General features: G+C 35.4%; 21 protein-coding genes. 13 read left to right on the top strand and 8 right to left on the bottom strand.

All coding sequences use genetic code 11. The features are described from left to right. Positions 1 to 225 precede the first annotated feature (225 nt). The 5 genes from DUT70_RS11890 to DUT70_RS11870 all read left to right on the top strand — a co-directional run bounded on the left by DUT70_RS11890 (position 226) and on the right by DUT70_RS11870 (position 7,548). On the top strand, positions 226 to 858 hold the full coding sequence (locus tag DUT70_RS11890; protein WP_113647551.1) for a GIN domain-containing protein: 633 nt from the start codon (positions 226 to 228) through the stop codon (positions 856 to 858). 170 nt (positions 859 to 1,028) lie between these two features. Beyond that, positions 1,029 to 1,715, top strand: a complete 687-nt coding sequence (locus tag DUT70_RS11885) for an MCP four helix bundle domain-containing protein (RefSeq protein ID WP_128353355.1) — start codon at positions 1,029 to 1,031, stop codon at positions 1,713 to 1,715. Positions 1,716 to 1,909: 194 nt separating this feature from the next. Continuing rightward, a complete protein-coding gene (locus DUT70_RS11880) occupies positions 1,910 to 3,766 on the top strand; it encodes an ABC-F family ATP-binding cassette domain-containing protein (RefSeq protein WP_113647549.1) in 1,857 nt (618 codons plus the stop codon). Between the two features lie 82 nt (positions 3,767 to 3,848). After that, positions 3,849 to 5,711: a tRNA uridine-5-carboxymethylaminomethyl(34) synthesis enzyme MnmG gene (gene mnmG, locus DUT70_RS11875; RefSeq protein ID WP_113647548.1), complete on the top strand. Its 1,863-nt coding sequence runs from the start codon at positions 3,849 to 3,851 to the stop codon at positions 5,709 to 5,711. 121 nt (positions 5,712 to 5,832) lie between these two features. After that, positions 5,833 to 7,548: an Ig-like domain-containing domain gene (locus tag DUT70_RS11870; protein ID WP_113647547.1), complete on the top strand. Its 1,716-nt coding sequence runs from the start codon at positions 5,833 to 5,835 to the stop codon at positions 7,546 to 7,548. On the opposite strand, the gene DUT70_RS11865 is transcribed toward DUT70_RS11870, so the two are convergent. Together DUT70_RS11865 and nadB are read right to left on the bottom strand one after the other, a co-directional pair. Further along, positions 7,545 to 8,057 carry a gamma carbonic anhydrase family protein gene (locus DUT70_RS11865; protein WP_113647546.1) on the bottom strand — a complete coding sequence of 171 codons (513 nt, stop codon included), beginning with the start codon at positions 8,055 to 8,057 and terminating at the stop codon, positions 7,545 to 7,547. The two genes, DUT70_RS11870 and DUT70_RS11865, sit on opposite strands and share 4 nt — an antisense overlap. 78 nt (positions 8,058 to 8,135) lie before the next feature. Beyond that, positions 8,136 to 9,722: an L-aspartate oxidase gene (nadB, locus tag DUT70_RS11860; protein WP_113647545.1), complete on the bottom strand. Its 1,587-nt coding sequence runs from the start codon at positions 9,720 to 9,722 to the stop codon at positions 8,136 to 8,138. 467 nt (positions 9,723 to 10,189) lie between these two features. On the opposite strand from nadB, the gene nadA reads away from it, so the two are divergent. The 4 genes from nadA to DUT70_RS11840 all read left to right on the top strand — a co-directional run bounded on the left by nadA (position 10,190) and on the right by DUT70_RS11840 (position 15,099). Further along, positions 10,190 to 11,182: a quinolinate synthase NadA gene (gene nadA / locus DUT70_RS11855; RefSeq protein WP_113647544.1), complete on the top strand. Its 993-nt coding sequence runs from the start codon at positions 10,190 to 10,192 to the stop codon at positions 11,180 to 11,182. 2 nt (positions 11,183 to 11,184) lie between these two features. After that, the gene (locus DUT70_RS11850) at positions 11,185 to 12,750 is read left to right on the top strand and encodes a S41 family peptidase (protein WP_113647543.1); all 1,566 of its coding nucleotides are present in this window, start codon (positions 11,185 to 11,187) and stop codon (positions 12,748 to 12,750) included. Further along, complete coding sequence (gene thiL, locus DUT70_RS11845) at positions 12,737 to 13,777, top strand: thiamine-phosphate kinase (RefSeq protein ID WP_113647542.1); 1,041 nt, start codon at positions 12,737 to 12,739, stop codon at positions 13,775 to 13,777. Before DUT70_RS11850 ends, thiL begins: the two co-directional genes overlap by 14 nt. 74 nt (positions 13,778 to 13,851) lie before the next feature. Next, entirely contained in the window at positions 13,852 to 15,099 is a 1,248-nt protein-coding gene (locus DUT70_RS11840; RefSeq protein ID WP_113647541.1) for a glycosyltransferase family protein, read from the top strand. Here DUT70_RS11840 and DUT70_RS11835 read toward each other — a convergent pair. Then, the gene (locus tag DUT70_RS11835; RefSeq protein WP_113647540.1) at positions 15,094 to 16,377 is read right to left on the bottom strand and encodes a DNA recombination protein RmuC; all 1,284 of its coding nucleotides are present in this window, start codon (positions 16,375 to 16,377) and stop codon (positions 15,094 to 15,096) included. The genes DUT70_RS11840 and DUT70_RS11835 overlap by 6 nt on opposite strands. A gap of 78 nt (positions 16,378 to 16,455) precedes the next feature. Here DUT70_RS11835 and purU point away from each other — a divergent pair, with 78 nt between their 5' ends. Further along, positions 16,456 to 17,295 carry a formyltetrahydrofolate deformylase gene (purU, locus tag DUT70_RS11830; protein ID WP_113647539.1) on the top strand — a complete coding sequence of 280 codons (840 nt, stop codon included), beginning with the start codon at positions 16,456 to 16,458 and terminating at the stop codon, positions 17,293 to 17,295. A 17-nt stretch (positions 17,296 to 17,312) separates the two neighbouring features. Continuing rightward, on the top strand, positions 17,313 to 17,945 hold the full coding sequence (locus tag DUT70_RS11825; RefSeq protein WP_128353354.1) for a hypothetical protein: 633 nt from the start codon (positions 17,313 to 17,315) through the stop codon (positions 17,943 to 17,945). Positions 17,946 to 18,028: 83 nt separating this feature from the next. On the opposite strand, the gene DUT70_RS11820 is transcribed toward DUT70_RS11825, so the two are convergent. After that, entirely contained in the window at positions 18,029 to 19,168 is a 1,140-nt protein-coding gene (locus DUT70_RS11820; RefSeq protein ID WP_113647537.1) for an NAD(P)/FAD-dependent oxidoreductase, read from the bottom strand. An 86-nt stretch (positions 19,169 to 19,254) separates the two neighbouring features. On the opposite strand from DUT70_RS11820, the gene DUT70_RS11815 reads away from it, so the two are divergent. Then, positions 19,255 to 19,950, top strand: a complete 696-nt coding sequence (locus DUT70_RS11815) for a zinc metallopeptidase (protein WP_113647536.1) — start codon at positions 19,255 to 19,257, stop codon at positions 19,948 to 19,950. Between the two features lie 69 nt (positions 19,951 to 20,019). Here DUT70_RS11815 and DUT70_RS11810 read toward each other — a convergent pair whose 3' ends face one another. The 4 genes from DUT70_RS11810 to dusB form a co-directional block, all read right to left on the bottom strand. Further along, positions 20,020 to 20,451 (bottom strand): VOC family protein, encoded by a 432-nt coding sequence (locus DUT70_RS11810; RefSeq protein WP_240432094.1) that lies wholly within the window; start codon positions 20,449 to 20,451, stop codon positions 20,020 to 20,022. Positions 20,452 to 20,538: 87 nt separating this feature from the next. Next, entirely contained in the window at positions 20,539 to 21,345 is an 807-nt protein-coding gene (locus DUT70_RS11805; RefSeq protein WP_113647535.1) for an AraC family transcriptional regulator, read from the bottom strand. Between the two features lie 51 nt (positions 21,346 to 21,396). After that, positions 21,397 to 21,783 (bottom strand): Co2+/Mg2+ efflux protein ApaG, encoded by a 387-nt coding sequence (gene apaG, locus DUT70_RS11800; protein ID WP_113647534.1) that lies wholly within the window; start codon positions 21,781 to 21,783, stop codon positions 21,397 to 21,399. A gap of 34 nt (positions 21,784 to 21,817) precedes the next feature. Continuing rightward, the gene (gene dusB, locus DUT70_RS11795; protein WP_113647533.1) at positions 21,818 to 22,825 is read right to left on the bottom strand and encodes a tRNA dihydrouridine synthase DusB; all 1,008 of its coding nucleotides are present in this window, start codon (positions 22,823 to 22,825) and stop codon (positions 21,818 to 21,820) included. A 101-nt stretch (positions 22,826 to 22,926) separates the two neighbouring features. On the opposite strand from dusB, the gene DUT70_RS11790 reads away from it, so the two are divergent. Beyond that, a complete protein-coding gene (locus DUT70_RS11790; RefSeq protein ID WP_240432093.1) occupies positions 22,927 to 23,823 on the top strand; it encodes a CPBP family intramembrane glutamic endopeptidase in 897 nt (298 codons plus the stop codon).

The raw sequence follows: 23,823 nt of genomic DNA, 5'->3' as shown, positions 1-23,823 counted from the left end.
GATGATATTCATGGCAGATTTGTCATTTTTCTCGGTCTTGAGCTAAATTTTTAATTTTTGACATCTCCCGTTGGTCGAAAAATTACACCCGTTGGTCGAAACTTTACTTGTGATGGTATAAAACAGCGAGTTAGCGTGCAACCTTTTTAGGGTTTGGAGGTCTTATAGATGTAACCAGTTTACAAAAACAAAGAAAATTAAATAACGATATAAAAAACACACAATATGAAAACCGCTATCAAAAATCTATTCGCAGCCATCTTAACAGTAGCTATCAGTGCAAGTGCTCCAGCTTTTGTAAATGCTAAAGAAGCAAAAAAAGTAACTGTATTAAGTACCGTAAAAAACTTCAACAAGCTAAATGTTTCTGGTAATGTAGAAGTTATTTTGGTTCAAAGTGCTAACCCGAGCGTACAAGTTTACGACAACTATTATGCGAAGAATGCATTGGTACAAGAGAAAGATGGTGAATTGAGAATTAGCTCTTTCGACAAAGAAACTTTAACAGTGGTTGTTTACGCCAGTCAATTGAATGAAATTACCGCTAGCGATAAAGCTGTAGTAAAAACAAGCGGCAAATTCAGTGCTTTAAGCTTAGAGGTTAATTTAAAAGATCAAGCCAAAGCAACTTTAAACACCAACACCGTTGATTTATTTGCTAAAGTAAACGACAAAGCTAGCTTAAACTTAAGCGGATCAACCACAGATTACAATGCAGTAATTGGTAGCCTGGCTTCTTTAAGCTCTGAAAAATTCACCGCAGAAAATAGCAGCATTCAATCTAAAAATACTGCAGTAGCTCAAAAACAATCAGTAACCGGCACCTTGCCTACTGAAGACATTTTGACCTTGTTTTAAAATTCATATACACACATATAAATTTAGTTTAGTTTTAGTTAATCAAGCGGGTGGATGCCCGCTTTTCTTTTTTTACACCTTTTCGAAAATCTATTGAGCCTCCAAAAAAGAAAGAGGATAAAGCTCTAGAAAAATGGCTATATTGGGAGTTATTTTTATTTCAACCAAATATGAAAATAGCGTATTCCCTAAAGCAAAAAACCAAAATAGCCTTCTTACTTTTCCTAATTATGGCTTGTACAATTCTGATCCGAGTACTGGAAGACAGAAGTATTAAGAACATGGAAAAGGCTTTTTCATCGCTTTACAACGACAGGTTAGTTCCTGCCACAGATATTTTCTACATCTCCGAAAAGCTATATGCCAAGCGCTTTCTATTGGAAACTTTTGTTTATAGTGATAAAAATAAGCTCAGCCCCCAGCAATTAAACAACAAATTAAAACGTTACGACAAGGAAATTGACACGCTTTTAGCGAAGTATGAAAAGACCTTTTTAGTGAAGAACGAAAAAAATCATTTAACTGAACTAAAAGTTAAACTGCTTGAAAATAAAGTTCTGGAAAAAAACATTTTATTGAATGCTGGAACATTAGACAAGAGCGCTCTCAGAAGTTTATATGACAGCAGTGCCGAACAATCTTTTACAGCCATTTCCAGCTTGCTTTCACAACTCACCAAAATACAAACTGTAGTAGGTGAACAGCTCAAAGAAGAATCTCAGAAAATTGTAATGGGAACCAATCTATATTCTACCCTTCAATTAATTCTAGCTATCATTATCGGTGTACTAATTGTCTCCATTATTTTTGCTTCTAATGTGATGAATATTAGGAACGATAAGTTTAATCTGAATTAAATTACACATCATCACAAACGCTCTTTCAGATCATATTTCCTGTCAATAGAGAGGTGTTTTCACTTGTACCTGCATTTAGGTCCATAACCTTTCGCATTATTTTACCCTTGTCCAACTAATCTGCTAACCATTAAGCAGTTTATAATCCGTACTTTTGCTACAATTTTTGATTATATAATTCGTTTCAAATCACCTTGAGTACACTAATTGCAGCAGAAGGGCTTGGCCATGCCTATCACGATGAATGGCTATTTAAAAATTTAACGTTAGGAATTAACGTAGGCCAGCGTGTGGCCCTTGTTGGCGTCAATGGCGCTGGCAAAAGTACACTGATGAAATTACTAGCAGAACGCTTTGCTCCTTTGGAAGGAAAGATCGTAAAGAACAAGTCCGTACGGATTGGTTTTCTTGATCAAGAACCTTCTTTTCCAGAAAACGCAAGTATTAGCGACTTTATTTTCTCTTCAGAAAACAAGCAACAGCAGTTGATCAGAGAATATGAAGAATTAGTTGAGCAAGAACATCCTGACGAAAAGAAGCTCAATAGATTATATGAAGAATTAAGCGAACATAACGCTTGGGAATACGAACACCAGATCAAAACTATTTTAAGCAGAATGGGCATCAACCATCTACAACAAAAAATAGATACTTTATCTGGTGGTCAGCGTAAAAGACTAGCCCTAGCTAAACTTCTAATTGAAGATCCAGATATTTATGTTTTAGATGAGCCAACGAACCATTTAGACATTGACACCATTGAATGGTTAGAGAAAATATTAACGTCTGGAAACAAAACTCTACTGTTAGTTACCCACGATAGGTATTTCTTGGACAACATTTGCAATACGATTGTTGAGTTAGAACGAGGTAAAACATACACCTACAACGGCAACTACGCTTACTTCCTAGAAAAGAAAGCTGAAAGAGAAGCTCAGGATGATGCCACCTTTCAAAAAAACAAAAACCTATTAAAAAAGGAACTCGAATGGATGCGCAGAATGCCGCAAGCAAGGGGTACAAAATCTCAAGCGAGACAAAATGCATTTTATGATCTTGAAGAAAAAACCAAACAAAGAAGCGATAATCAAAAGGTAACTCTAAATGTAAAGATGGCAAGGCAAGGAAACAAAATCCTTGAATTGGAAAACATCAAACAAAGCTTCGACGATAAAAAAATCATCAATGACTTTACCTATGTTTTTAAAAGAGGTGACAGAATTGGATTAGCAGGAAAAAACGGTACAGGTAAATCTACTTTATTAAACATCATTACAGGAAGCTTAAGTCCAAATCAGGGAAAAGTAGACTTGGGAGAAACCACTAAATTTGGATATTACAAGCAAGGTGGTTTAAACTTTAACGAGAAAGATAGAGTAATAGATATAGTAAAAGCTGATGCAGAATATATCAAAATGGCAGATGGACAAACCATCTCAGCCTCTGCCCTACTTACATTATTTTTATTCCCTCCAAAAAAGCAACATGGATTGGTTGAAAAATTAAGTGGTGGAGAAAGAAAGCGTTTGCACTTGATGAAGGTTTTGATGCAGAATCCAAACTTCTTAATTTTAGATGAACCAACCAATGATTTAGATATTGACACTTTAAATGTACTGGAGGAATTCTTAGAAAACTTCCCTGGTATTTTGGTTCTGGTATCACACGATAGATACTTACTTGACAAGATGAGTGATCAGCTTTTCATTATGGAAGGAAATGGAAACGTTAAAATATTTAACGGAAACTATTCAGAACATAGAAACGCTGTGGAACAAGAAAAGGAAGCCGCTGTAAAAAAAGAGAAAAAAGAAGAAAATAAACCAGCTTCAAGTACTACAAAGTTAAGTTTCAAAGAACAGCAAGAGTTTAAAAACTTAGAAAGTTCTTTAGCAGAAAACGAAGAAAAGGTTAAAAATCTAACGGCAAAACTTAATCAAGTTGAACCTTCAGACTATAATCAGATCCAAGAGATATCCTCAGAGATAGAAAAAATAAACGAAACCATCGAGAAAGAAATGGAGAGATGGATGGAACTTTCAGAAAAATAATCAAATTTTGTTCTTGTTCCACGTGGAACAAGAACAAAAAAAGAATAAAAATAAATGTTTCACGTGAAACATCACAAAAGATATGTTTAAAGAATACGACGTAATTGTTGTTGGAGCTGGTCATGCTGGTTGTGAAGCTGCTGCTGCTGCTGCAAATTTGGGATCATCGGTATTATTGATAACGATGAATATGGAAACTATCGCTCAAATGAGTTGCAACCCTGCAATGGGTGGTGTAGCCAAAGGGCAAATAGTTAGAGAAATAGATGCGATGGGTGGCTACTCAGGTATTATTGCAGATAAAACTACCATTCAATTTAGGATGCTTAATAAGTCCAAAGGTCCTGCAATGTGGAGTCCTCGTACTCAAAATGATAGAAAAAGATTTGCAGAAGAATGGAGATTAGCACTAGAACGCACCCCAAATATTGATTTTTGGCAGGAAATGGTAAGCTCGCTTCTCGTTAAAAACAACACAGTAGTTGGTGTAAAAACAAATTTAGGGGTAGAAATAAAAGCAAAATCAGTAGTGCTTACCAATGGTACCTTCTTAAATGGAGTGATCCATATTGGTGAGAAAAAAATGGGCGGTGGCAGAACTGGCGAAAAATCAGCTACTGGATTAACCGAGCAATTGGTAGAGTTAGGATTCGAAGCTGGTCGTATGAAAACAGGTACTCCTCCTAGAATTGATGGTCGGTCGCTCAATTATTCTCTGATGGAAGAGCAGTGGGGAGACGAAGATAGAGGTAGATTTTCCTACACAAATGTATCGCTACCTACTGAGCAACGCTGTTGTTGGATTACTTATACCAATGATAAAGTTCATGAAACTTTAAAGGAAGGTTTCGAAAAATCCCCAATGTTTACTGGCAGAATCAAAGGTTTAGGCCCACGATATTGTCCATCCATTGAAGACAAAATAAATCGTTTTGCGGAAAGAGAACGTCACCAAATATTTGTAGAACCCGAAGGCTGGAACACCTGTGAGATTTACGTGAATGGTTTCTCTACTTCTTTACCAGAAGACGTGCAATATAAAGCCCTCACGCAGATCCCTGGATTTGAAAATGCAAAGATGTTTAGGCCTGGATATGCCATAGAATACGACTACTTCCCTCCTACCCAACTATCATTGACCCTTGAAACCAAATTAATCAGCAATTTGTTCTTTGCTGGTCAAATTAATGGTACCACTGGGTATGAAGAAGCTGCTAGTCAAGGGTTTATAGCAGGAATTAATGCCCATCAGAAGGTTAATGATAAGCACGAACTGATCATGAAACGCTCTGAATCGTATATTGGTGTTTTGATCGATGATTTAGTGACTAAAGGTACAGAAGAACCATATCGCATGTTTACTTCTAGAGCCGAGCACCGTTTATTATTGAGGCAAGATAACGCTGATATTCGCCTCACTCCTATTGCACATGAATTGGGTTTAGTTGGAGATGATCGCTTGGCCATCGTTAACCAGAAAGTAAAAGATTCTGATGAAATTGTAGCCTTTACTAAAAAGCAAGGAATAGAAATGGCAGAGGCAAATGCGTTGTTAGAAAAATTAGGAACTTCTGCCCTTACTCAAAATGTAAAGTTATTTAGTGTATTGAGCAGACCTCAAGTAAACATTAGTGATTTAAGAAAAGTAAGCGAACCATTTGAGCAATTACTAAATCAATTTGACAAAGAAACTGTAGAGCAAGCAGAAATCAAAATCAAATATGAAAGCTACTTTGAAAAAGAACAAGAGATTGTATCCAAGATGCAGAAGATGGAAGACAAAGCAATTAATCCAGATTTTGATTACAACACTTTAGTATCTTTATCAAAAGAAGCTAGAGAAAAATTATTGAAGATAAAACCACGAACTTTAGGGCAAGCTTCCCGAATTTCTGGCGTTTCACCCTCAGATATTTCAGTTTTGATGGTTCATATTGCTAAATAATTGTTTTACAGTTAATTAGCTAATTAAAAATATCACTTAAAATAAAGCGTTATAAAAGCATAACTCAAAATTTTAATATTACGGTTCCAAAAAAGGTAAAAATAGATTAAAACGCTTATAAATGGCAAAAAACAAAAAAGATCCTTTTTACAGCATTTTTTCAGCACTTATCGTACTCGCTACTTTAATTTATGGATGCGCTGCTATGCAAACTCCTCAAGGTGGGCCAAAAGATACTACTCCGCCAAAAGTGCTTAAAATGACTCCAGAAAATTTGACGACAAATTTTACTGCAAAAAAAATCGTCATCGAATTTGATGAGTATGTTAAACTGAATAATGAATTTAAAGAATTTTCAATTTCTCCAGAATTAGAAAGGGCACCAGAATTAAAAGCCAAATTGAAAAAGTTAGAAATAACTTTACCAGACACTTTAGAAAAAAATACTACTTATACTTTAAACTTTGGAAAGTCTATTGTTGATCTTAACGAAAGTAACGAGCTTAAGAATTTTAGCTATGCATTTGCTACTGGTCCAACTTTAGATTCTCTAAGCATTAGTGGTAATGTAACCAATGCGCTTACCTTGGAACCAGAAATTGAAACTACTGTTTTTATTCTACCCCTATCTAGAGACAGTCTGTTTGGAAAAAAACGGGCAACCATTTTTACTTTAACAGATAGCAGTGGGAATTTTAAGCTTAACAATTTAAAAAAGGACACTTATAAAATTTATGCTTTAAAAGAAAAAGGTGGTGACAGGATTTATCAACAGATAAGTGATGAAATAGGATTTATCAAAGAACCATTTTTATTAGATAAAAATATAGATAGCTTAAATTTAAGTGTTTTTAAAGAATTAGCGCCAGATTTCCGTCTTCTTGATAGAAAATTAAATGCAGATGGAAGTATTTTCATGAATTTTAACCAAAAATTAAAAAATCCTGACTTAACGGTCATATTTCCTAACAATATTGATCAAGGAAAACTGTTACAATTCAATAAAACAAAGGATAGCGTAACCTTGTGGTTAAATGATTTATCTTTTGACTCTGCCAAAGTAGTTATTAAAGACAACGGAAAAATACTAGATACCGCCAAGTTTACAAGATCAAAAAGGGATACTTACAATCGTGTAGTTAACATCTCTGATAACTTAGATGGCGGTTCTTTAAATCCATTTAAAGACTTGACAATTGCTTTTAATTTTCCTTTGAAAAATCTAGACGAAAGTAAAATATTGTTACTAGAAGATAGCATTCCACGAAAATTTACTTTGGAAAAAGACAGTACCAATATGTTAAAATACCATATCAAATATAAGTGGCGAGCTAAAGAAGAGTATATATTATTATTGCGAGAGAATGCAGCTACTGCTATTTTTGATGCTAAAAATAAAGAAATTAAAAAATCATTTACCCTGGGCGATGCCAATGATTATGGTACTTTAACCTTAACTGTAGAACCAACTGATACCACAAAAAACTATATTCTAGAAATTGTAAACAAAGACAAGAATATCGTTTCAAGTTTTCCAATCTCTAAAAAAACTTCTGTTAAACTCAACAAGTATAAGCAGGGTGTATATTATGGTAGGATTGTTTATGATGAAAATAAAAATGGCATTTGGGATACAGGTAATATCAAAGCTGGGATACAGCCAGAAGCCATTTGGTTTGAACCTAAAGAACTGTCTATCAGAGCAAATTGGGATAGAGTTGAAATTATAAAAATTCCATCAGTTGCTCCACTCCCAACGCCAAAACCTAAAGAGAAAAAAGAAGTAAAACCAGCCGTTATACCTTCTGCTCAAAGGCTACGGCCAGGAGGAAACTAAGACTTAAACCAGTCTGAGTACATGATATAATTATCAGGTAACTTATTCAATAAAGCCCTTTGCTCTTCAGTAATGGGCTTTATTTTTTTTGCAGGAGTTCCCGCATAAATGTATCCGCTTTCGCAAATCGTATTTTCCAATACCACGGATCCAGCTGCAATAATACAATACTCATCTATAATAGCGTGGTCCATTACAATGGCTCCCATCCCAATCAATACGTTATCTTTTACGGTACAACCATGCACAATGGCATTATGTCCAACATTCACTCTATTTCCAATGAAAGTAGCTGCTTTTAAGTAAGTTGCATGAATCACTGCACCATCTTGGATATTGCTTTCGCTCCCTATGGTAATGCTGTTAACATCTCCCCTAACTACTGCATTAAACCAAATTGAACAGTTTTTTCCAACTTTAACATCTCCCACAATAGTAGCGTTTGGTGCTATAAAACAATCACTTCCAAATTGTGGACTAACTCCTTTTACTGGCAATATTATAGGCATCTTATTTTTTATTTTGTCATTCAGATCGTAGCGAAGGATCTCTTTTAGATTCCTCCTATCGTCGGAATGATAGTAAACTTAAATAATAGTATCAACTAATTCTTTTGCATGGTTCGGGTAATCCGTGGTATAATGCAATCCTCTACTCTCCTTTCTAGCAATGGCAGATTTTATTACCATATAAGCCACCTGGATCACATTACGTAGTTCACAAAGTTTTACCGAAACCTTATTGTTCTTATAAAATTCTTCTGTTTCTTCAAACAATAGATAAAGTCTTCTCAAAGCCCTATCCAATCTGAAATCAGAACGTACAATTCCTACGTAATCACTCATAATTTTTTGAGTTTCTCTTAAATTGTGAGTAACTAAAATATCCTCATTAGATTGTATCACACCTTTATCGTTCCATTCTGGAATATCATCAGGAATAATATTCTGCTGATAATTTTCTATCGCTGATAAAAATATACGATGTGCAAAAACTGTTGCTTCTAATAATGAATTGGAAGCCAAACGATTAGCACCATGTAATCCGGTTGATGAAACTTCTCCACAAGCATACAAATGATTTATAGATGATTTTCCATCTTCATCAACCATCACTCCTCCACACATATAATGACAAGCTGGTGTTACGGGAATAAAATCCTTAGTCATATCAATACCAATGGACAAACACTTAGCATAAATGTTAGGAAAATGTTTAAGAATATCAGCTTTGCTCCTCATCGTGATGTCTAAATAAACAAAGTCATCACCCGATTTTTTCATCTCATTATCAATGGCACGGGCAACAATATCACGGGAAGCCAATGAGCCTCTTTCGTCATATTCGTACATAAATTCTTCACCAGTTCTTCTACGTAATACGCCACCAAATCCTCTTACTGCCTCAGAAATTAAAAAAGAAGGATATTCACCAGGATGGTATAAAGCTGTTGGGTGAAATTGAATAAATTCCATATTCCTAACTTTTCCCTTGGCTCTGTAAACCATTGCCATACCGTCGCCAGTGGCAATTACCGGATTTGTAGTATTGGCATAAATATGTCCTGCACCACCACTAGCCATTACGGTCACATTTGCCAATATCTTTTCCACATTGTTACTCTCTGTGTTAAAGGCATATATGCCGTAGCAATTGATATCTGTACTACTCTTATCCACATGCTTTCCCAAATGGTGTTGCGTAATTAGCTCTAAACAGAAGTAGTGCGTTAATATCTCGATGTTCTCATTCTGATGAATTTGCTTCAACAAAACACTTTCAATTTCATAACCAGTAATATCCTTATAATGAAGCACTCTGTGTTCAGAATGTCCTCCTTCTTTGGCTAAATCAAATACTCCTGCTGGATTTTTATCGAAATTAATTCCGTAATCAATGATCTCTTGTATACGCTCTGGTCCTTCTTTCACCACGATTTCCACAATGCTTTCATCACATAATCCATCACCGGCTATTAACGTATCTTGTATATGCTTTTCAAAGGAATCTGATTTATCAACTACTACCGCTACACCGCCTTGGGCATACTTTGTATTCGACTCATCTTCGTTTGATTTGGTCACTATCAACACTTTACCAAATTTGGCGGCTTTAAGTGCAAAACTTAAGCCTGCAATTCCAGATCCTATGACTAAAAAATCGACCTTTCTCATTAATTTTAACTTATAATAACAAGTATGTGGATAACGTTGACAAGCTTGTGAATTGCGTGTATAAATTATCCTAACAAATAAATTTGAATGTTTAAAGCTAAGGTAAAAAGCCAAATTCGGAGCAATCTTTTAAATAATTTTCAGCACGTTTACTCAGGTTATCAACTTTTAACAACACTACTAACAATACACATTTCTATATTGATAATTTAATGAAGTAAAAACTATAACATTGAAAATCAATGGAAGTTTAAAATAAAAAATCATAAAAATTGTTGGTAACTATGGGAAAACTCATCTTACAACATTTTTCTTCCTAATTTTTTCCCCGGTTTCAACATGCTAATAAAGAATAAGATTCTATTTAAATAAATTAATTATATTCTATTGAAGTGTGGATAGCGTTGTGAGAGCGTTCGAAGCTGTGTATCTTTACAGAAAATTAATTGGAGCTAAAAAGCATATCAATGGAAATTTTAGAAGAACTTAATAGAAAAGGTTACGTAGAAGAAAAAATAGATCCAACGCTGGATTTATTTGCTGAAATAGAGAAGCTAAAAAAAGAAAAGAATGCCATCATTTTAGCACACTACTACCAAGATCCTGATATACAAGATATTGCAGATTACATAGGTGATAGTTTAGGATTGTCTCAGGAAGCTGCAAAAACAGAAGCTGATGTGATTGTATTTGCTGGCGTGCATTTTATGGCCGAAACAGCGAAGATTTTATCACCAGAAAAGAAGGTTTTATTGCCAGATTTAAAGGCTGGATGTTCTTTGGCGGATAGCTGTCCACCACATTTGTTTAAAAAATTCAAGGAAAAATATCCCGATCATTTGGTAATTACCTACGTGAATTGTACTGCAGAGCTAAAAGCTTTAAGTGATATTGTTTGTACCTCAACAAATGCGGTACAAATTGTGGAAAGCTTGCCAAAAGATCAGAAAATTATTTTTGGTCCTGATAAAAATTTAGGTGCTTGGGTAGCCAAAAAAACTGGTAGAGACCTGGTTTTGTGGAATGGAGCGTGTATGGTGCACGAAATTTTCTCTAGGGAAAAAATTACCAAATTGAAAGAGCGTCATCCAAATGCGAAGTTCATTGCGCATCCAGAGTGTGAAGAATCAGTGTTGAAAATGGCTGATTATATTGGATCTACCACTGGATTGTTGAAATATACGATCAATAGCGATGCGAAAGAGTTTATTGTAGCTACTGAAAGCGGTATTATCCACCAAATGGAGAAAGCTAATCCAGATAAAAGTTTTATTCCAGCCCCTCCTACCAATTCATGTGCTTGTAACGACTGTCCTTACATGAAAAGAAATACTTTAGAAAAACTTTATTTGTGTATGAAAAATGGTTTGCCAGAAGTTACTGTGCCTGAACATATTATCGTAGAAGCCAAGAAACCTATTGAAAGAATGCTGGAGATTTCGGCAAAATTAGGTTTGTAAACATGTTAAAAAGACGCTTTTTTGGACATTTATTGTTGATAAGCACTGTTTTTATTGGTGCTTGTTCATCTTTAAAGGATTTTAATTATACCATTACAGAAAAAAAGCACAGCGTAGAAGCATTAAAAAAAGATGTGGATCTTTCTTACCAAATTCTTAAGGAAGGACATCCAGGTTTATACTGGTATATTTCAAAAAAGCAGCTTGATGGTAAGTTTGATAGTTTAAAAAAGACCATTAATGAGCCACTTACTACCGCACAATTTTATCAGAAACTTTCGCCAGTAATTGCTGCCATTAGGTGTGGACATACAAGTTTAAGATATCCTTCTGTTGTTCAAAAAGATAAAAAAGAACGAGAAGCCATTAAAAATAAAATTTATCCGCTCCAACAGTTTACTTATGCGGTAGTTGATGAGAAATTAATTATTATCAACAATAAGAGTAAAGATAAGACGATTAAAACAGGTACTGAAATTTTAGAGATAGATGGATTAGCTCCAAAAGAGATTTTCAACATTATTTCCACAGGTTTTAGTTATGACGGTTATAACGCGCTATCGAGAAATAAACGTATTGAACGTAGTTTTCCACAACTTTATAAGATCTATTTTGCTGAACAGGATAGTATAGCGGTTAAATTGAAAAAAGACACTACCGTTATCAATACCTACATTTCGTTTTACGATAAGAAGAAAGAAGAAGCTTTAAAGAAAAAGGCCGATACTGTTAAAAAAATAGCAAAAACACCAGTAAAAAAAGCACCTAATTACATCAAACATAGAGGAAATAAGGTGAATGATGAGTATCAGCTTGATTTCAAGTTTTTAGATAAGGAAAAAGAAGTGGCGTACATGAAAATAAAAAGTTTTTCGGTACCTACCGCTAATTTTCCACTGTTTTATAAACAATGTTTTGATAGTATTAATGTAGCTAAAACAAAGAATTTAGTCATCGATATTAGAAACAATCCTGGTGGCACTTTGAGTGCTAGTTTAGCCTTGTTTGCTTATTTAACCGATAAAGAATTTGTGTATTTGGATAAGCCTATCAACAATGGTCGTTTTAATGCCAATAAGTATGGGACAGGTTTTCAAAAACTTACTTATTATCTCACTGGTTTTAACGATGATAATAATTTATATGAAGATGATGAAGGTCATTTCTTTTCTTTTATGAAAGGATATAGTCCGCAAAAAGCGAGAAAAGATAATTATAAAGGCAAGGTTTATGTGTTGATTAACGAGTTTAGTTTTTCTGCATCATCATTACTAAGTGCTAATTTAAAGGCAATTAACAGGGCAACATTTGTAGGTACAGAAACTGGTGGCGGGGCAAATCAATGTACCGCTGGTAGGATACCAGTAGTTACCCTGAAAAACAGTAAATTAGGTTTGAGGTTTGGTTTAAACAGGATGGCGCCAGTTTATCAACAAAAAGAAGTGGGTAGAGGTGTTTTTCCAGATGTGGCCATACAATCGACCTTACAAGATAGAATAAGCAACTATGACAGAGAGTTGCAATGGATTTTAACAGATATTAAAGGAAAAGATAATGTTCGAAAATAAAGAGCGTACTTCATTAGAAGAGTTGGGAGAATTTGGTCTAATCAAACACTTAACAGATAATTTTAAGTTAGCGCATGAAAGTTCTGTGAAAGGTATTGGAGATGATGCTGCTGTACTTGATTTTAAGGACAAACAAGCTTTAATTTCCACAGATCTTTTATTGGAAGGTGTTCATTTTGACTTATCTTACGTCCCTTTAATTCACTTAGGCTACAAGGCGGTTCAGGTAAATTTGAGTGATATTTATGCCATGAACGGTGTAGCCACTCAAATTACCGTTTCACTAGGGGTTTCTAGTAAATTTCCTTTGGAAGCAGTAGAAGAAATTTATAAAGGCATTGAACTGGCCTGCAACAAGTTTAACATCGATTTAATTGGCGGAGATACATCAACAAGTAGACAGGGGTTAGTGATTAGTGTGACCAGTATTGGCTATGCTGCTAAGGAAGATATTACTTACAGAAATGGTGCTCAAGAAGGTGATTTACTTTGTGTTTCGGGAGATTTAGGTGGAGCTTATGTAGGTCTGCAAATTTTGGAACGTGAGAAACAGATTTTTCTGGAAAACCCACAAATACAACCTGACTTAGAAGGAAAAGATTATATCATAGAACGCCAGTTGAAACCTGAAGGACGTAGAGATGTAGTGGATTTATTGGCTCAATTGAAGATAAAACCTACCGCTATGATTGATGTTTCGGACGGTTTGGCTTCTGAAATTCTGCATATTACTAATCAAAGTGATAAGGGATGTACCATTTACGAAGATAAATTGCCTATTGATCCAGTAACCTATGAAACCGCTAGAGAACTAGGTTTAGACCCTACGGTTTGTGCATTGAATGGTGGCGAAGACTATGAGCTACTTTTTACCATAAAACAGACTGATTACGAGAAACTTAAGAATGACGTAGATATCAGCATTATTGGACATATTACCGATAAAAATTCAGGTGTAAAAATGATTTCAAAATCCGATGTCGTTCATGAATTAAAGGCACAAGGTTGGAATGCATTTAAAAACTAAGTTGCGATTAATCAATTTTATTTGATAAAATCATTTCATATTCAATATATTGCCTGTCCAAACAACAATGACTATTGAAGAGAATATTTGTATTTTCTTATCATGGTAGGGAAACCTATCAAACTGGATTTAACAGGTTATTAAGTATTTCTGAAGCGCTCTCTCAAGCTTATGAAGTACACTTTGTTTATGGTAATAAAAATAGAGTTGAAAGACCCATAAAAATCAAAGGCAGCCTCGTCGAGATCCCGTTAAGTTATACCCCAGGTTTTTTTCATAATCTGTATAAAAATCTATTGGAAAATGGAAGGAGACGTTTTGCAAAATTATTGCTGATTACCTACTATTTTTTCACTGGAAAGGAGATTTTTGATTTAGGTAGCGAGTTTAACAAATACAAAAAGAAAACTAATATCAATATTACCCCAAATGACGTTGTTTTTGTCTCATTTCCATCCATTGCTATTCATAATCTAGGAAGCTCATTAAAACAAGAATTTGGTTGTAAGCTAATTTTAGATTATCGAGATCCTGGTGTCTTTGGCTATCCTTCCATTGAGGACAGTAAACTCCTATCTTTTCTTCGGAAATTCTTTCTGAAGAGAAGAGAATTGAGAAATCTGAAAAATGCAGATTTAATCGTAACTATTTCAGAGTCTATTCGAAATCTATTTCCTGAAAAATATAAAAATCAGGTACAGGTAATTAGAAATGGATATGATTTTAGAAAGATCGATTTTAAACAAATTAAAGATCATCCTTATACTTTTAAACTGGTTTATTTGGGTTCTGTTTATAATGATCAATTACAAGATACTACGTTTTTTAAAGCGATAAGAAAATTTATAGATCAATTCACTATCCAACCGCAATATTTTCAAATCAGATTTGTAGGAACAGACGAGTCGATCAAACTTAAAGATTTGATTAGAAGTTATCACTTGGAGCCTTACACTTCTATCAGTGCAAAAATGCCTATAGAAGAGGTGTATACGGAATTGTATAGCGCTGCTATGTTTTTACATTTAAAATATGGTGGTAGGAGAGAAATTATTACCACCAAACAATATGAGTATTTAGCTTTTCAAAAACCTATTTTGTTACCTGTAAATGATCACGGAGATCTAGAAGAAAGTATTAAAAATAATAATGCTGGTTTTGTATGCAATACTGAAGAGGAGATTGTCAACTTGCTAAAGGATTGCTTAGATAAGCATTTTGATAACCAACCTTTGCGTATTCATCGCACAGAAGAAGAAATCTATGAGTTTAGCAGGCAATTTCAGGAAGAAAAGTTAATGAAACTAATAGAAGGCTTATAGCTCTTCCTGATCCAGAAATTTCGTATCAATATGTTTGTTAGATTTTGTTTTTGCTCCTAATTTTTTGATTTTTTCTACTTTTCCAATCAAATTACCACTACCATATTGTAGTTTCTTGAAAGCATCGTCATGCGCTTTTTGCGTTTGTTCAATATGCTTTCCTATTTTTTCCATATCATTTAAAAAGCCAACAAACTTATCGTAAAGCGCTCCAGCTTCTTCTGCGATTTCAAAAACATTTTTATTTTGCCTATCTACCTTCCAAATACTGGCAATGGTGCGTAAAGTAGCCAACAACGTGGTTGGACTTACCAAAACCACCTTCCTGTTCCAAGCATAATTGAAAATTTCGGTATCTGCCTGTACGGTAACGCTAAATGAAGCTTCTATGGGTAAAAATAGGAGTACAAAATCGGGTGAATTGATAGCATATAAATGTTGGTAGTTTTTAGCAGATAAACCATCGATATGGTTTTTGATGGAAAGTAGGTGCTGTTTAAGATAGATCAGCTTTTCTTCTTCATCTTCTGCACTCACCATTCTTTCATAAGCAACCAACGAAATTTTAGCGTCTACAATCAAGTTTTTTTCATCGGGCAGGTTAATGATCACATCTGGCTGTAAACGGGCGCCTTCGGCGCTATTTAAGCTTTTCTGAATGCTATATTCCCTATCTTTAACAAGTCCCGAAGTTTCCAGCACACGTTCTAATACAATTTCACCCCAAGTTCCCTGCTTTTTATTGTCACCTTTTAAGGCCTTGGTCAGGTTATTTGCATCCGTTTGGATTTGCTTACTTTGATCCATTAGCTGGAAAATGACACCCTTTAACTGGCTTCTTTCAGCGGCTTCTGTTTGATAAACCTTTTCAACTTTTTCTTCAAACGATTTGATATTTGCTTTCAGTGGATTGAGGATTTGATCTAAATTGCTTTGATTTTGAGCAGTAAATTTTGCCGATTTTTCATCCAATAATTTGTTGGCAATATTAGAAAATTCCAAGGTAAACTTTTGTTGCAGCTCTTCCAGATTTTGCTGTTGTTTCTGTGATATTTCACGCTGTGCTTTCAAATTTTCTTCTGCACGGGTAGCACGATTGTTTTCGTTAATGTAGTTTGCTCGAACTTGTGTCAGCTCTTGTTGTAGTTTTTGGTTTTCTTCTTTTAAAAAATTAATCGAAAAAAGATCTTGCTCAGAAGCCTTACTAGGTTTTCTGCTAATTAACACCACTAAGAAAATTAAAACAATAACTAATAGTGCAACGATAGCAATTTCCATATCAAATAATTTTATACAAAATAACGAAATTAACGTTGAGGCCTATATTTGGTTTTACTTAAATCCTATATTTAGTTCATGAATAAGCTTTTAGTTTTAATACAATGTAGGGATGAAGTAGGTTTGGTAGCTAACATTACCAGCATTTTAGCAAGCCATCAACTAAATATTATCGCTATGCGTGAGTTTGTAGATGAGGAAGAACAGCGTTTTTTTGCTAGAATTTCATGCAGCAGTGCGCTAGAAAATACAGAAGACTTGAGGTTAGAATTAGAAAAGACACTTCCTAAAAACTCAATTGTAGAAGTTGTTCCTAAAGTTGATAAGAACATTGCCGTGTTGGTGACCAAAGAGTTTCACTGTTTATCGGACATTCTCATCAGAAATTATTTTAAAACTTTAGGGGCGGAGGTAAAATGTGTGATTGGTAATTATAGGAACCTGCAAGAACTTTGCGAAAAGTTGGATGTTCCCTTTCATTATATTTCTCATGAAAATATTTCAAAGGAAGAATTTGAATATTCCATTACTCAACAATTGGATAAATATGAGCTAGATTACATTGTGCTGGCGAAATTTATGCGAATCATTTCTCCTAGTTTTGTGGCCAAATACAAACATCAAATTATTAATATACACCACTCATTTTTGCCTGCTTTTATAGGTGCTAGTCCATATCATCAAGCATTTAATAGAGGGGTTAAAATTATAGGAGCAACTGCTCATTTTGTGACCGATGATTTGGATGAAGGGCCAATTATCAATCAACAGACGATTCACGTTAACCATACTTACGGTGCTAAACAAATGGCTATTGCAGGAAGAGAAATTGAAAAATCGGTGTTGAGTAAAGCTTTGGAATTGGTATTTGACGATCGTGTTTTCGTGGTTGGAAACAAAACGGTGGTTTTTGAATAATGGCTATTTAATAATTTATGAGACTAATCTGTTTATATATTAGCTTATTTATACCATTAATGTTAATGGGGCAAAAAAATAAGACTAAAAAAATTTCAGTAGAGAAAGCCCCAACATCTACTTATTATAAATTTGGAAAAATCAAGCACATGAGCTTTACGAAAAGGCTACAGGAATATCCTTTTAATAAGGCAGCTCAAATCAAATTAGTATCGTTTAATTATGAAGGAGGACAAATTGAAGACACGGTTTATTATAATCCGATGATGCCAAAGCTTCATTATGCCATTTGTAGGTTTCCCTTTGCTGAAATAAAAACAATAAATTATATCCAAGTAGATCGCTTGTCGGACATTATTTATAACTATGGATATATTATTAGGCCAGAAATTGTAAATCTTACTAAATGTTATATTCCAAGAAATGGAGTCCTTTTTTTGAATGAGGACGGGAAAGTATTCGAATTTATAGAAATATGTTTTGCGTGTAAGAAATTAGCTTACAGTTATCATGATAAGGCTAATGCTGAAGATTTCGAAAGACCAGCATTTAAAGTTCTAAGAGATTTTTTCATAAAAAATGGTTTGGAATATGGGCTAACAAAATTATTCGAAGGCCAAACCATGGGAAATTGGGATGATGAGAATTAGTTGTCCCACCCGCAAACCTCGTAGGTTTACTTGTCATCATGTTTATTAAACCTACGAGGTTTATCCAATAAACAAAGCTATTTTTATAAACCCTTCAATACCAACTCGGCAGCTTCTTGTCCCGTTTGGCTACCAATGGCAATGCCCATTCCATTACAACGTACTGCGCAAAATACATTTGGCCTTACTTCTTTGATAATAGGAGAGAGCGACGGGCCAAAAGCCATAATACCACTCCATTTTTGTTCTATTTCAAAGGTTGTTTCTGGCAAAATTACTTCTTTCAATAAACGTAAAAGGGTATTTTGTACTAAAGGAGTTTCACCAAATTGATGCGTTTCCTCTGTAAAAAAGTCTAGGTTTCTACCTCCGCCAAGTAACACCCTATTACCTACATTTCTAAAATAGTAATAACCTTTGTCGTAATGGAAGGTACCCTTCCATTTCAAATTTTCGATAGGTTTGGTAATCATTACCTGTCCACGACCAGGTTTAAGGGAAAGCTGTGGAAAAAATTGGTTGGCAAAAGCATTGGTACAGCATAAGAGCTTTTTTGTACTGAAATTACCTTGAGAGGAAAAAACCACCTGTTCATTTTCTTTTGCTTCAAAAGCAGTCACCTCACAAGTGTTTAAGATGGAAACACCTAGTGAAGAAGCAATTTCAAGAAGTGCTTTGATCATTTTTCCAGGATCAAGTTGTCCTTCTAATTTATTTGAGATGAGATAATTGATCTTTCCAAAACCGAAAGATTCCAGTTTTTCTGCAGAGGTATTAAATACACCAGTTTCCTGGGTAATGTCCTTTATAAGGTGATTATAATGGCTAATTTTCGATACACATTCCGCTGTTAATGACCCATTTTCCTTTTTAAAAAGCTCAAACCCACCATTTATTTGCAGTTCCAGCCTAGCATCACCAACAAGCGAGCGTAATTTTTGAAGGCCAAGCCAACGTTTTTTTATAAGTGCATGTAAGCCATCTGTACCACAAATTTTTTCCTGCTCAATGAGTTCAGAAATACTTCCAAAACAGGCAAAACCTGCATTTTTAGTACTGGCCCCTGAAGGTAAAAAACCTCTTTCCAGCACGGTAACGCTAATATTTGGCTGTTGTTTTTTGATGGCGATTGCTGCAGTTAAACCTACAATGCCGCTGCCTACAATGATGACATCAGATCGATAAAAATTTACTTTTTCCCAATACGATAGGTGAGCTGCCATCCTAAAAAATGTAAAAAAATTAAATATTTATAAAGATGGGAACACTTTTTGATTTAGCGAAACTGAATAACACAAACATTTGAAAAATGGAAACGTATTTAATTTTATTTATTCCGATCCTTCTGCTTAGTATGTTTGTACAGTGGCGTTTCAGGAACAAATTCTCGAAATACGCAGAAATGCAGCTTAATTCAGGCTTTTCGGGAAAAGAGGTAGCAGAGAAGATGCTACACGACAACGGAATCTACAATGTGAAAGTGCTAAGTTCAGAAGGACAGCTTACGGATCATTATAATCCAGCGGATATGACCGTAAATTTAAGTACAGATGTATATTATGGTAGGAGTGTTGCGGCAGCGGCCGTGGCCGCACATGAATGTGGACATGCCATACAACATGCTAAAAGCTACAACTGGTTACAGTTTCGATCTAATATGGTACCTATCGTAAGTATTTCGTCAAACCTTTTGCAATGGGTACTTTTAATAGGGGTATTGTTAATTGCTTTTAACGGACCTTCTATTGTATTGGGCATTGGAGTGGTTGGTTTGGCCATCATTACCTTGTTTAGTATAGTTACCCTACCTGTTGAATTTGATGCCAGTAACAGAGCATTACTTTGGTTAAAGAACAATCAAGGGGTAATGAAAACCTCAGAAGAAAATGTGCAAGCGAAAGATGCACTTTGGTGGGCCGCAATGACCTATGTGGTTGCAGCTTTAGGCGCTTTGGCCAATCTACTTTATTATGCTTCGATGTTGTTTGGCAGAAGCAGAGATTAACTCTAAAAAATAAAAAAGGCAATCGAGAGATTGCCTTTTTTATTTGGCGAACAGACAGGATGGTTTCTTTTATTGCGGAGAGTATTTCACAATATCGATTCCAACACCATTGGGATCTTGAATGGCAAAATGTCTATCGCCCCAAGGCTCGTCCCTCAGCTCAATTTTAATGGCAACACTCTTGGCCTTTAACTGTTGATATAAGGTATCCACGTCTTCTACTTCAATGGTAAGGTACATGCCCTGTCCTTTGAATGGTTGATGGAATAACAGCTGTTGAGTAGGATGATTTGGTAAAAGAAAACTAATTTCTGCGCTTTTATTTGGCGTATGTAACAATAAATAAAATTCGTTTTCAAAGGTAATTCCAAATCCTAAAACTTCCGTGTAGAATTTCTTGGTTTCTGCTAATTTTTCGGTGATTACACCTGCATTTAATTTCATCGCAATCTTGTTTTTAGAAGTTTGACCATAGGAGCCTTTGGCAAAAAATAAGCCCATCAGCGCCATTGTTATGTATTTTGTTATCGACATCATCAACACAAAATTGGCCAAACCTCAGGTGCTAAAATTGTAAAAATCGGACAATTATCTACCAAATGCCTTACTTGGAGTAACCCCGTAAAAATGCTTAAAATCTTTAATAAAATGAGATTGGTCAAAAAAACCAGAATCAAAAAATAATTTATTCTGTTGTAAACTTTGAGTCGATGGCTTTGCTCTCAAAATATTTTGAAAACGGACCACCTTGCTAAAGGTTTTCATGGAATCGCCAATGTAAAAATTAAAAAGCCTCCGGAGTTGTCTGTGACTAAGTCCAGTATCAATTTCAGTCATATCAACCACACCATAGTTTTTCATAATTAAGGCAATGGCATTGTAAAAACGAGCATCATTTTGAAAGTTAGCCGTAGATAGGAGGTCTAAAAAGAATTCATTTAATAAGGAAATGACCTTGTTCATATCCAGATTGGCACCTAAGTGGCTTTGTATAAAAGCAGCAACCTGCGGCACAACTTCTTTTAGTTCTACGGCCTTATTGCTGATACTTGAAGCATCAACATTAAACAGTTGCGGGAACATAGAAGGAAGAAACCGAACACCTACATAATCAAATTCTTCGGCCAAATCAAATTCCGTGTACTTTTTACAAAAACCCATTACAAAGTTTTCCTGAGGTTGATTAAGCTCAAAAAAAATATCGATACAGCCATCGGCCACTATGCGATAAGTGAAAGGTTGATTAAGCTTTTGATTGGTTTTTAACTGCCAATAGCAATAAATATAGGGTTGTAACTGTTGGTGAGGTAAAAATTCCTGATAGCTTACCGTTCCATAAGATTTTACAGCAGGTTGAACGGGAATATATAATTGCCTGATGAAAGAAACATCCATAAGTGATGATTGGCCATTTTAAAATGGAATGCGCTTAGGATTGATTTGAAATTAATTGAGTCTGAAGGGAACCACCAATTCAAACTCAGGAATCTCTACTAAAAACTCCGAGTCGTCTAAGGTGCGGCGCATTAAATATCTGCCACGCATGCTTCCAATATCTGTTTTTAGGTTGCAACCCGAAACATAAGAATAGCTATCGCCAGGCATAATCATAGGTTGCATTCCTACTACACCTTCGCCCTCAACTTCTCTCACCGTGCCATTAGAATCAAAAATGAACCATTGACGGCGCATTAATTGTATTTCAAAATCGGTAAGATTTTCAATGCTGATACGATATGCGAACATGAAATGGCCATTTTCAGGATTAGAATGTTCATCCTGATAAATGGTGTCAACCGAAATTTTTATGCCTTCAGTAATTGCTGTAACCATAACCGTAAATTTAACGAATAAATGTACTCAATAATCACGCCATTTCGGTAACAGGTGCTATATTGGAGTATTTGTCAGTAATTTCATCTAACAACGCATAGATGGTTTCAATGTTTTCCTCTTTAACCAATTGCGTGCGATAAGGTTTAAAATCTGGCAGTCCTTTAAAGTAGTTGCTGTAATGACGTCGCATTTCGAACACGCCCACCTTAGGACCTTTCCACTCTATGGATTTGGTAAAATGAGTTCTGCAAGCTGCTACACGTTCTTCTAAAGTTGGCCCCTCCAAGTGCTCTCCAGTAGCAAAAAAGTGTTTAATTTCCCGGAAAATCCAAGGATAGCCAATTGCCGCTCTGCCAATCATCATTCCGTCTACACCATATTCCAACCGCCAATTGGCCGCTTTTTCGGGGCTATCAATATCGCCATTTCCAAAAATTGGGATTTTGATGCGCGGGTTACGCTTAATTTCTCTAATTAAAGTCCAATCAGCTTCACCTTTGTATAATTGTGCCCTGGTACGGCCATGAATGGTTAAAGCTTGTATGCCAATATCTTGCAAACGTTCGGCAACTTCTTCCACATTTTTGGTGTTATCATCCCAGCCTAAACGGGTTTTTACTGTTACTGGCAAATGCGTGGCTTTTACTACGGCCTCGGTCATCTTCACCATTTTATCAATATCCTGCAAGAGTGCCGAACCTGCACCTCTACAAGCAACGTTTTTAACAGGGCAACCATAGTTGATGTCCATTAAATCTGGGCCTGCCAAGGTGGCAATTTCTGTAGCTTCACGCATGCTTTCGATATCGCTTCCAAAAATCTGGATGCCTATCGGACGCTCGTACTCAAAAATATCCAGCTTTTGCCTGCTTTTTGCCGCAGATCGAATTAATCCCTCAGAGGAAATAAATTCCGTATACATCATATCTGCTCCACCTTGTTTGCACACATAACGGAAAGGAGGATCGCTCACATCTTCCATCGGTGCCAATAACAAAGGGAATTCTCCCAAATCAATATTTCCTATCTTTACAGACATTTTTCTATCTTCAAGCTAATTAAACTGTTGCAAAGTTACGCATAATTCATAAAATGTATCAAAACCCCTTACACAAGTCCGAAAACAGCCCTTTTCTACAAATGCTGTATCTTTTATTATTTGCCCTTGGCGGATTGATTGTTTTTGCTGTAATAGGTATCGCCATTGTTTTTTTTATAGATGGTTTTGAGGGCATTAAGGGAACTGCGGCAAATGACTATCGATATATTTCTTCATTCAAGATTTTGCTAGTAGCGCAGCAGATAGGATTATTTCTAGCTCCTGCGGTTTTATTGTCCATAGTAGAAGGAAAAAGGTTGCCAAAGTTTTACGGTATGAAAGCACCTAAGGTAAATCTTTTGCTATTGGTGGCTGTATTATCCATCTGTTGGATGCCTTTGATGGGCTTTGCGAATGAACTGAACCAAAAAATGGTATTCCCCGAGTTTTTGAAAGGAGTAGAGCTTTGGATGAGGGAAATGGAAGATTCGGCAGCAAAAGCAACAGAAGCGATGTTGAAGGCTACGGGAATTTCAGGCTTATTTATTAACATTTTGGTCATTGCTGTTACCCCAGCCATTTGCGAAGAATTTATTTTTAGGGGAGCGGTGCAACGAACCATCTTCCGCATTAAATCCAATCCGCATGTGGCCATTTGGTTATCAGCCGCTATTTTTAGTGCTATCCACTTTCAGTTTTACGGATTTTTACCGCGATTGCTTTTAGGTGCAGCTTTTGGTTATGTTTATTTTTGGACAGGCAGCATTTGGTATGCGGTATTTGCTCACTTTTTAAATAATGCTTATGCCGTTTCGGTGGCCTATTATTTACAGGCCAATAACCAATCGTATACCAATGCAGAGGATATGCAAATGCCTTGGTATGGATACTTGATAAGTGCTATTTTAACCTTAGCTTTGTTCAAATTTTTGAAAAATATGACTGATAGGACAAAAGAACGGGAATTAAATAGCTCCGACTTTAGCCTTAAACCTTAG

Source organism: Pedobacter chitinilyticus, assembly GCF_003313385.1.
Taxonomy (GTDB): Bacteria; Bacteroidota; Bacteroidia; order Sphingobacteriales; family Sphingobacteriaceae; genus Pedobacter; species Pedobacter chitinilyticus.
The sequence above is the reverse complement of the archived record's forward strand: the minus strand, read 5'-3'. Positions and strand labels throughout refer to the sequence as shown.

Excerpts from the sequence above, each read along its gene's own strand:
- DUT70_RS11850 (WP_113647543.1), top strand. The coding sequence starts at position 11,185 with ATGTTAAAAAGACGCTTTTTTGGACATTTATTGTTGATAAGCACTGTT.
- nadA (WP_113647544.1), top strand. The coding sequence starts at position 10,190 with ATGGAAATTTTAGAAGAACTTAATAGAAAAGGTTACGTAGAAGAAAAA.
- purU (WP_113647539.1), top strand. The coding sequence starts at position 16,456 with ATGAATAAGCTTTTAGTTTTAATACAATGTAGGGATGAAGTAGGTTTG.
- DUT70_RS11870 (WP_113647547.1), top strand. The coding sequence starts at position 5,833 with ATGGCAAAAAACAAAAAAGATCCTTTTTACAGCATTTTTTCAGCACTT.
- DUT70_RS11825 (WP_128353354.1), top strand. The coding sequence starts at position 17,313 with ATGAGACTAATCTGTTTATATATTAGCTTATTTATACCATTAATGTTA.
- DUT70_RS11835 (WP_113647540.1), bottom strand. The coding sequence starts at position 16,377 with ATGGAAATTGCTATCGTTGCACTATTAGTTATTGTTTTAATTTTCTTA.
- dusB (WP_113647533.1), bottom strand. The coding sequence starts at position 22,825 with ATGTCTGTAAAGATAGGAAATATTGATTTGGGAGAATTCCCTTTGTTA.
- DUT70_RS11810 (WP_240432094.1), bottom strand. The coding sequence starts at position 20,451 with ATGGGCTTATTTTTTGCCAAAGGCTCCTATGGTCAAACTTCTAAAAAC.
- apaG (WP_113647534.1), bottom strand. The coding sequence starts at position 21,783 with ATGGTTACAGCAATTACTGAAGGCATAAAAATTTCGGTTGACACCATT.
- DUT70_RS11790 (WP_240432093.1), top strand. The coding sequence starts at position 22,927 with ATGCTGTATCTTTTATTATTTGCCCTTGGCGGATTGATTGTTTTTGCT.
- DUT70_RS11890 (WP_113647551.1), top strand. The coding sequence starts at position 226 with ATGAAAACCGCTATCAAAAATCTATTCGCAGCCATCTTAACAGTAGCT.
- DUT70_RS11820 (WP_113647537.1), bottom strand. The coding sequence starts at position 19,168 with ATGGCAGCTCACCTATCGTATTGGGAAAAAGTAAATTTTTATCGATCT.
- DUT70_RS11805 (WP_113647535.1), bottom strand. The coding sequence starts at position 21,345 with ATGGATGTTTCTTTCATCAGGCAATTATATATTCCCGTTCAACCTGCT.
- mnmG (WP_113647548.1), top strand. The coding sequence starts at position 3,849 with ATGTTTAAAGAATACGACGTAATTGTTGTTGGAGCTGGTCATGCTGGT.
- DUT70_RS11865 (WP_113647546.1), bottom strand. The coding sequence starts at position 8,057 with ATGCCTATAATATTGCCAGTAAAAGGAGTTAGTCCACAATTTGGAAGT.
- thiL (WP_113647542.1), top strand. The coding sequence starts at position 12,737 with ATGTTCGAAAATAAAGAGCGTACTTCATTAGAAGAGTTGGGAGAATTT.
- DUT70_RS11885 (WP_128353355.1), top strand. The coding sequence starts at position 1,029 with ATGAAAATAGCGTATTCCCTAAAGCAAAAAACCAAAATAGCCTTCTTA.
- DUT70_RS11815 (WP_113647536.1), top strand. The coding sequence starts at position 19,255 with ATGGAAACGTATTTAATTTTATTTATTCCGATCCTTCTGCTTAGTATG.
- nadB (WP_113647545.1), bottom strand. The coding sequence starts at position 9,722 with ATGAGAAAGGTCGATTTTTTAGTCATAGGATCTGGAATTGCAGGCTTA.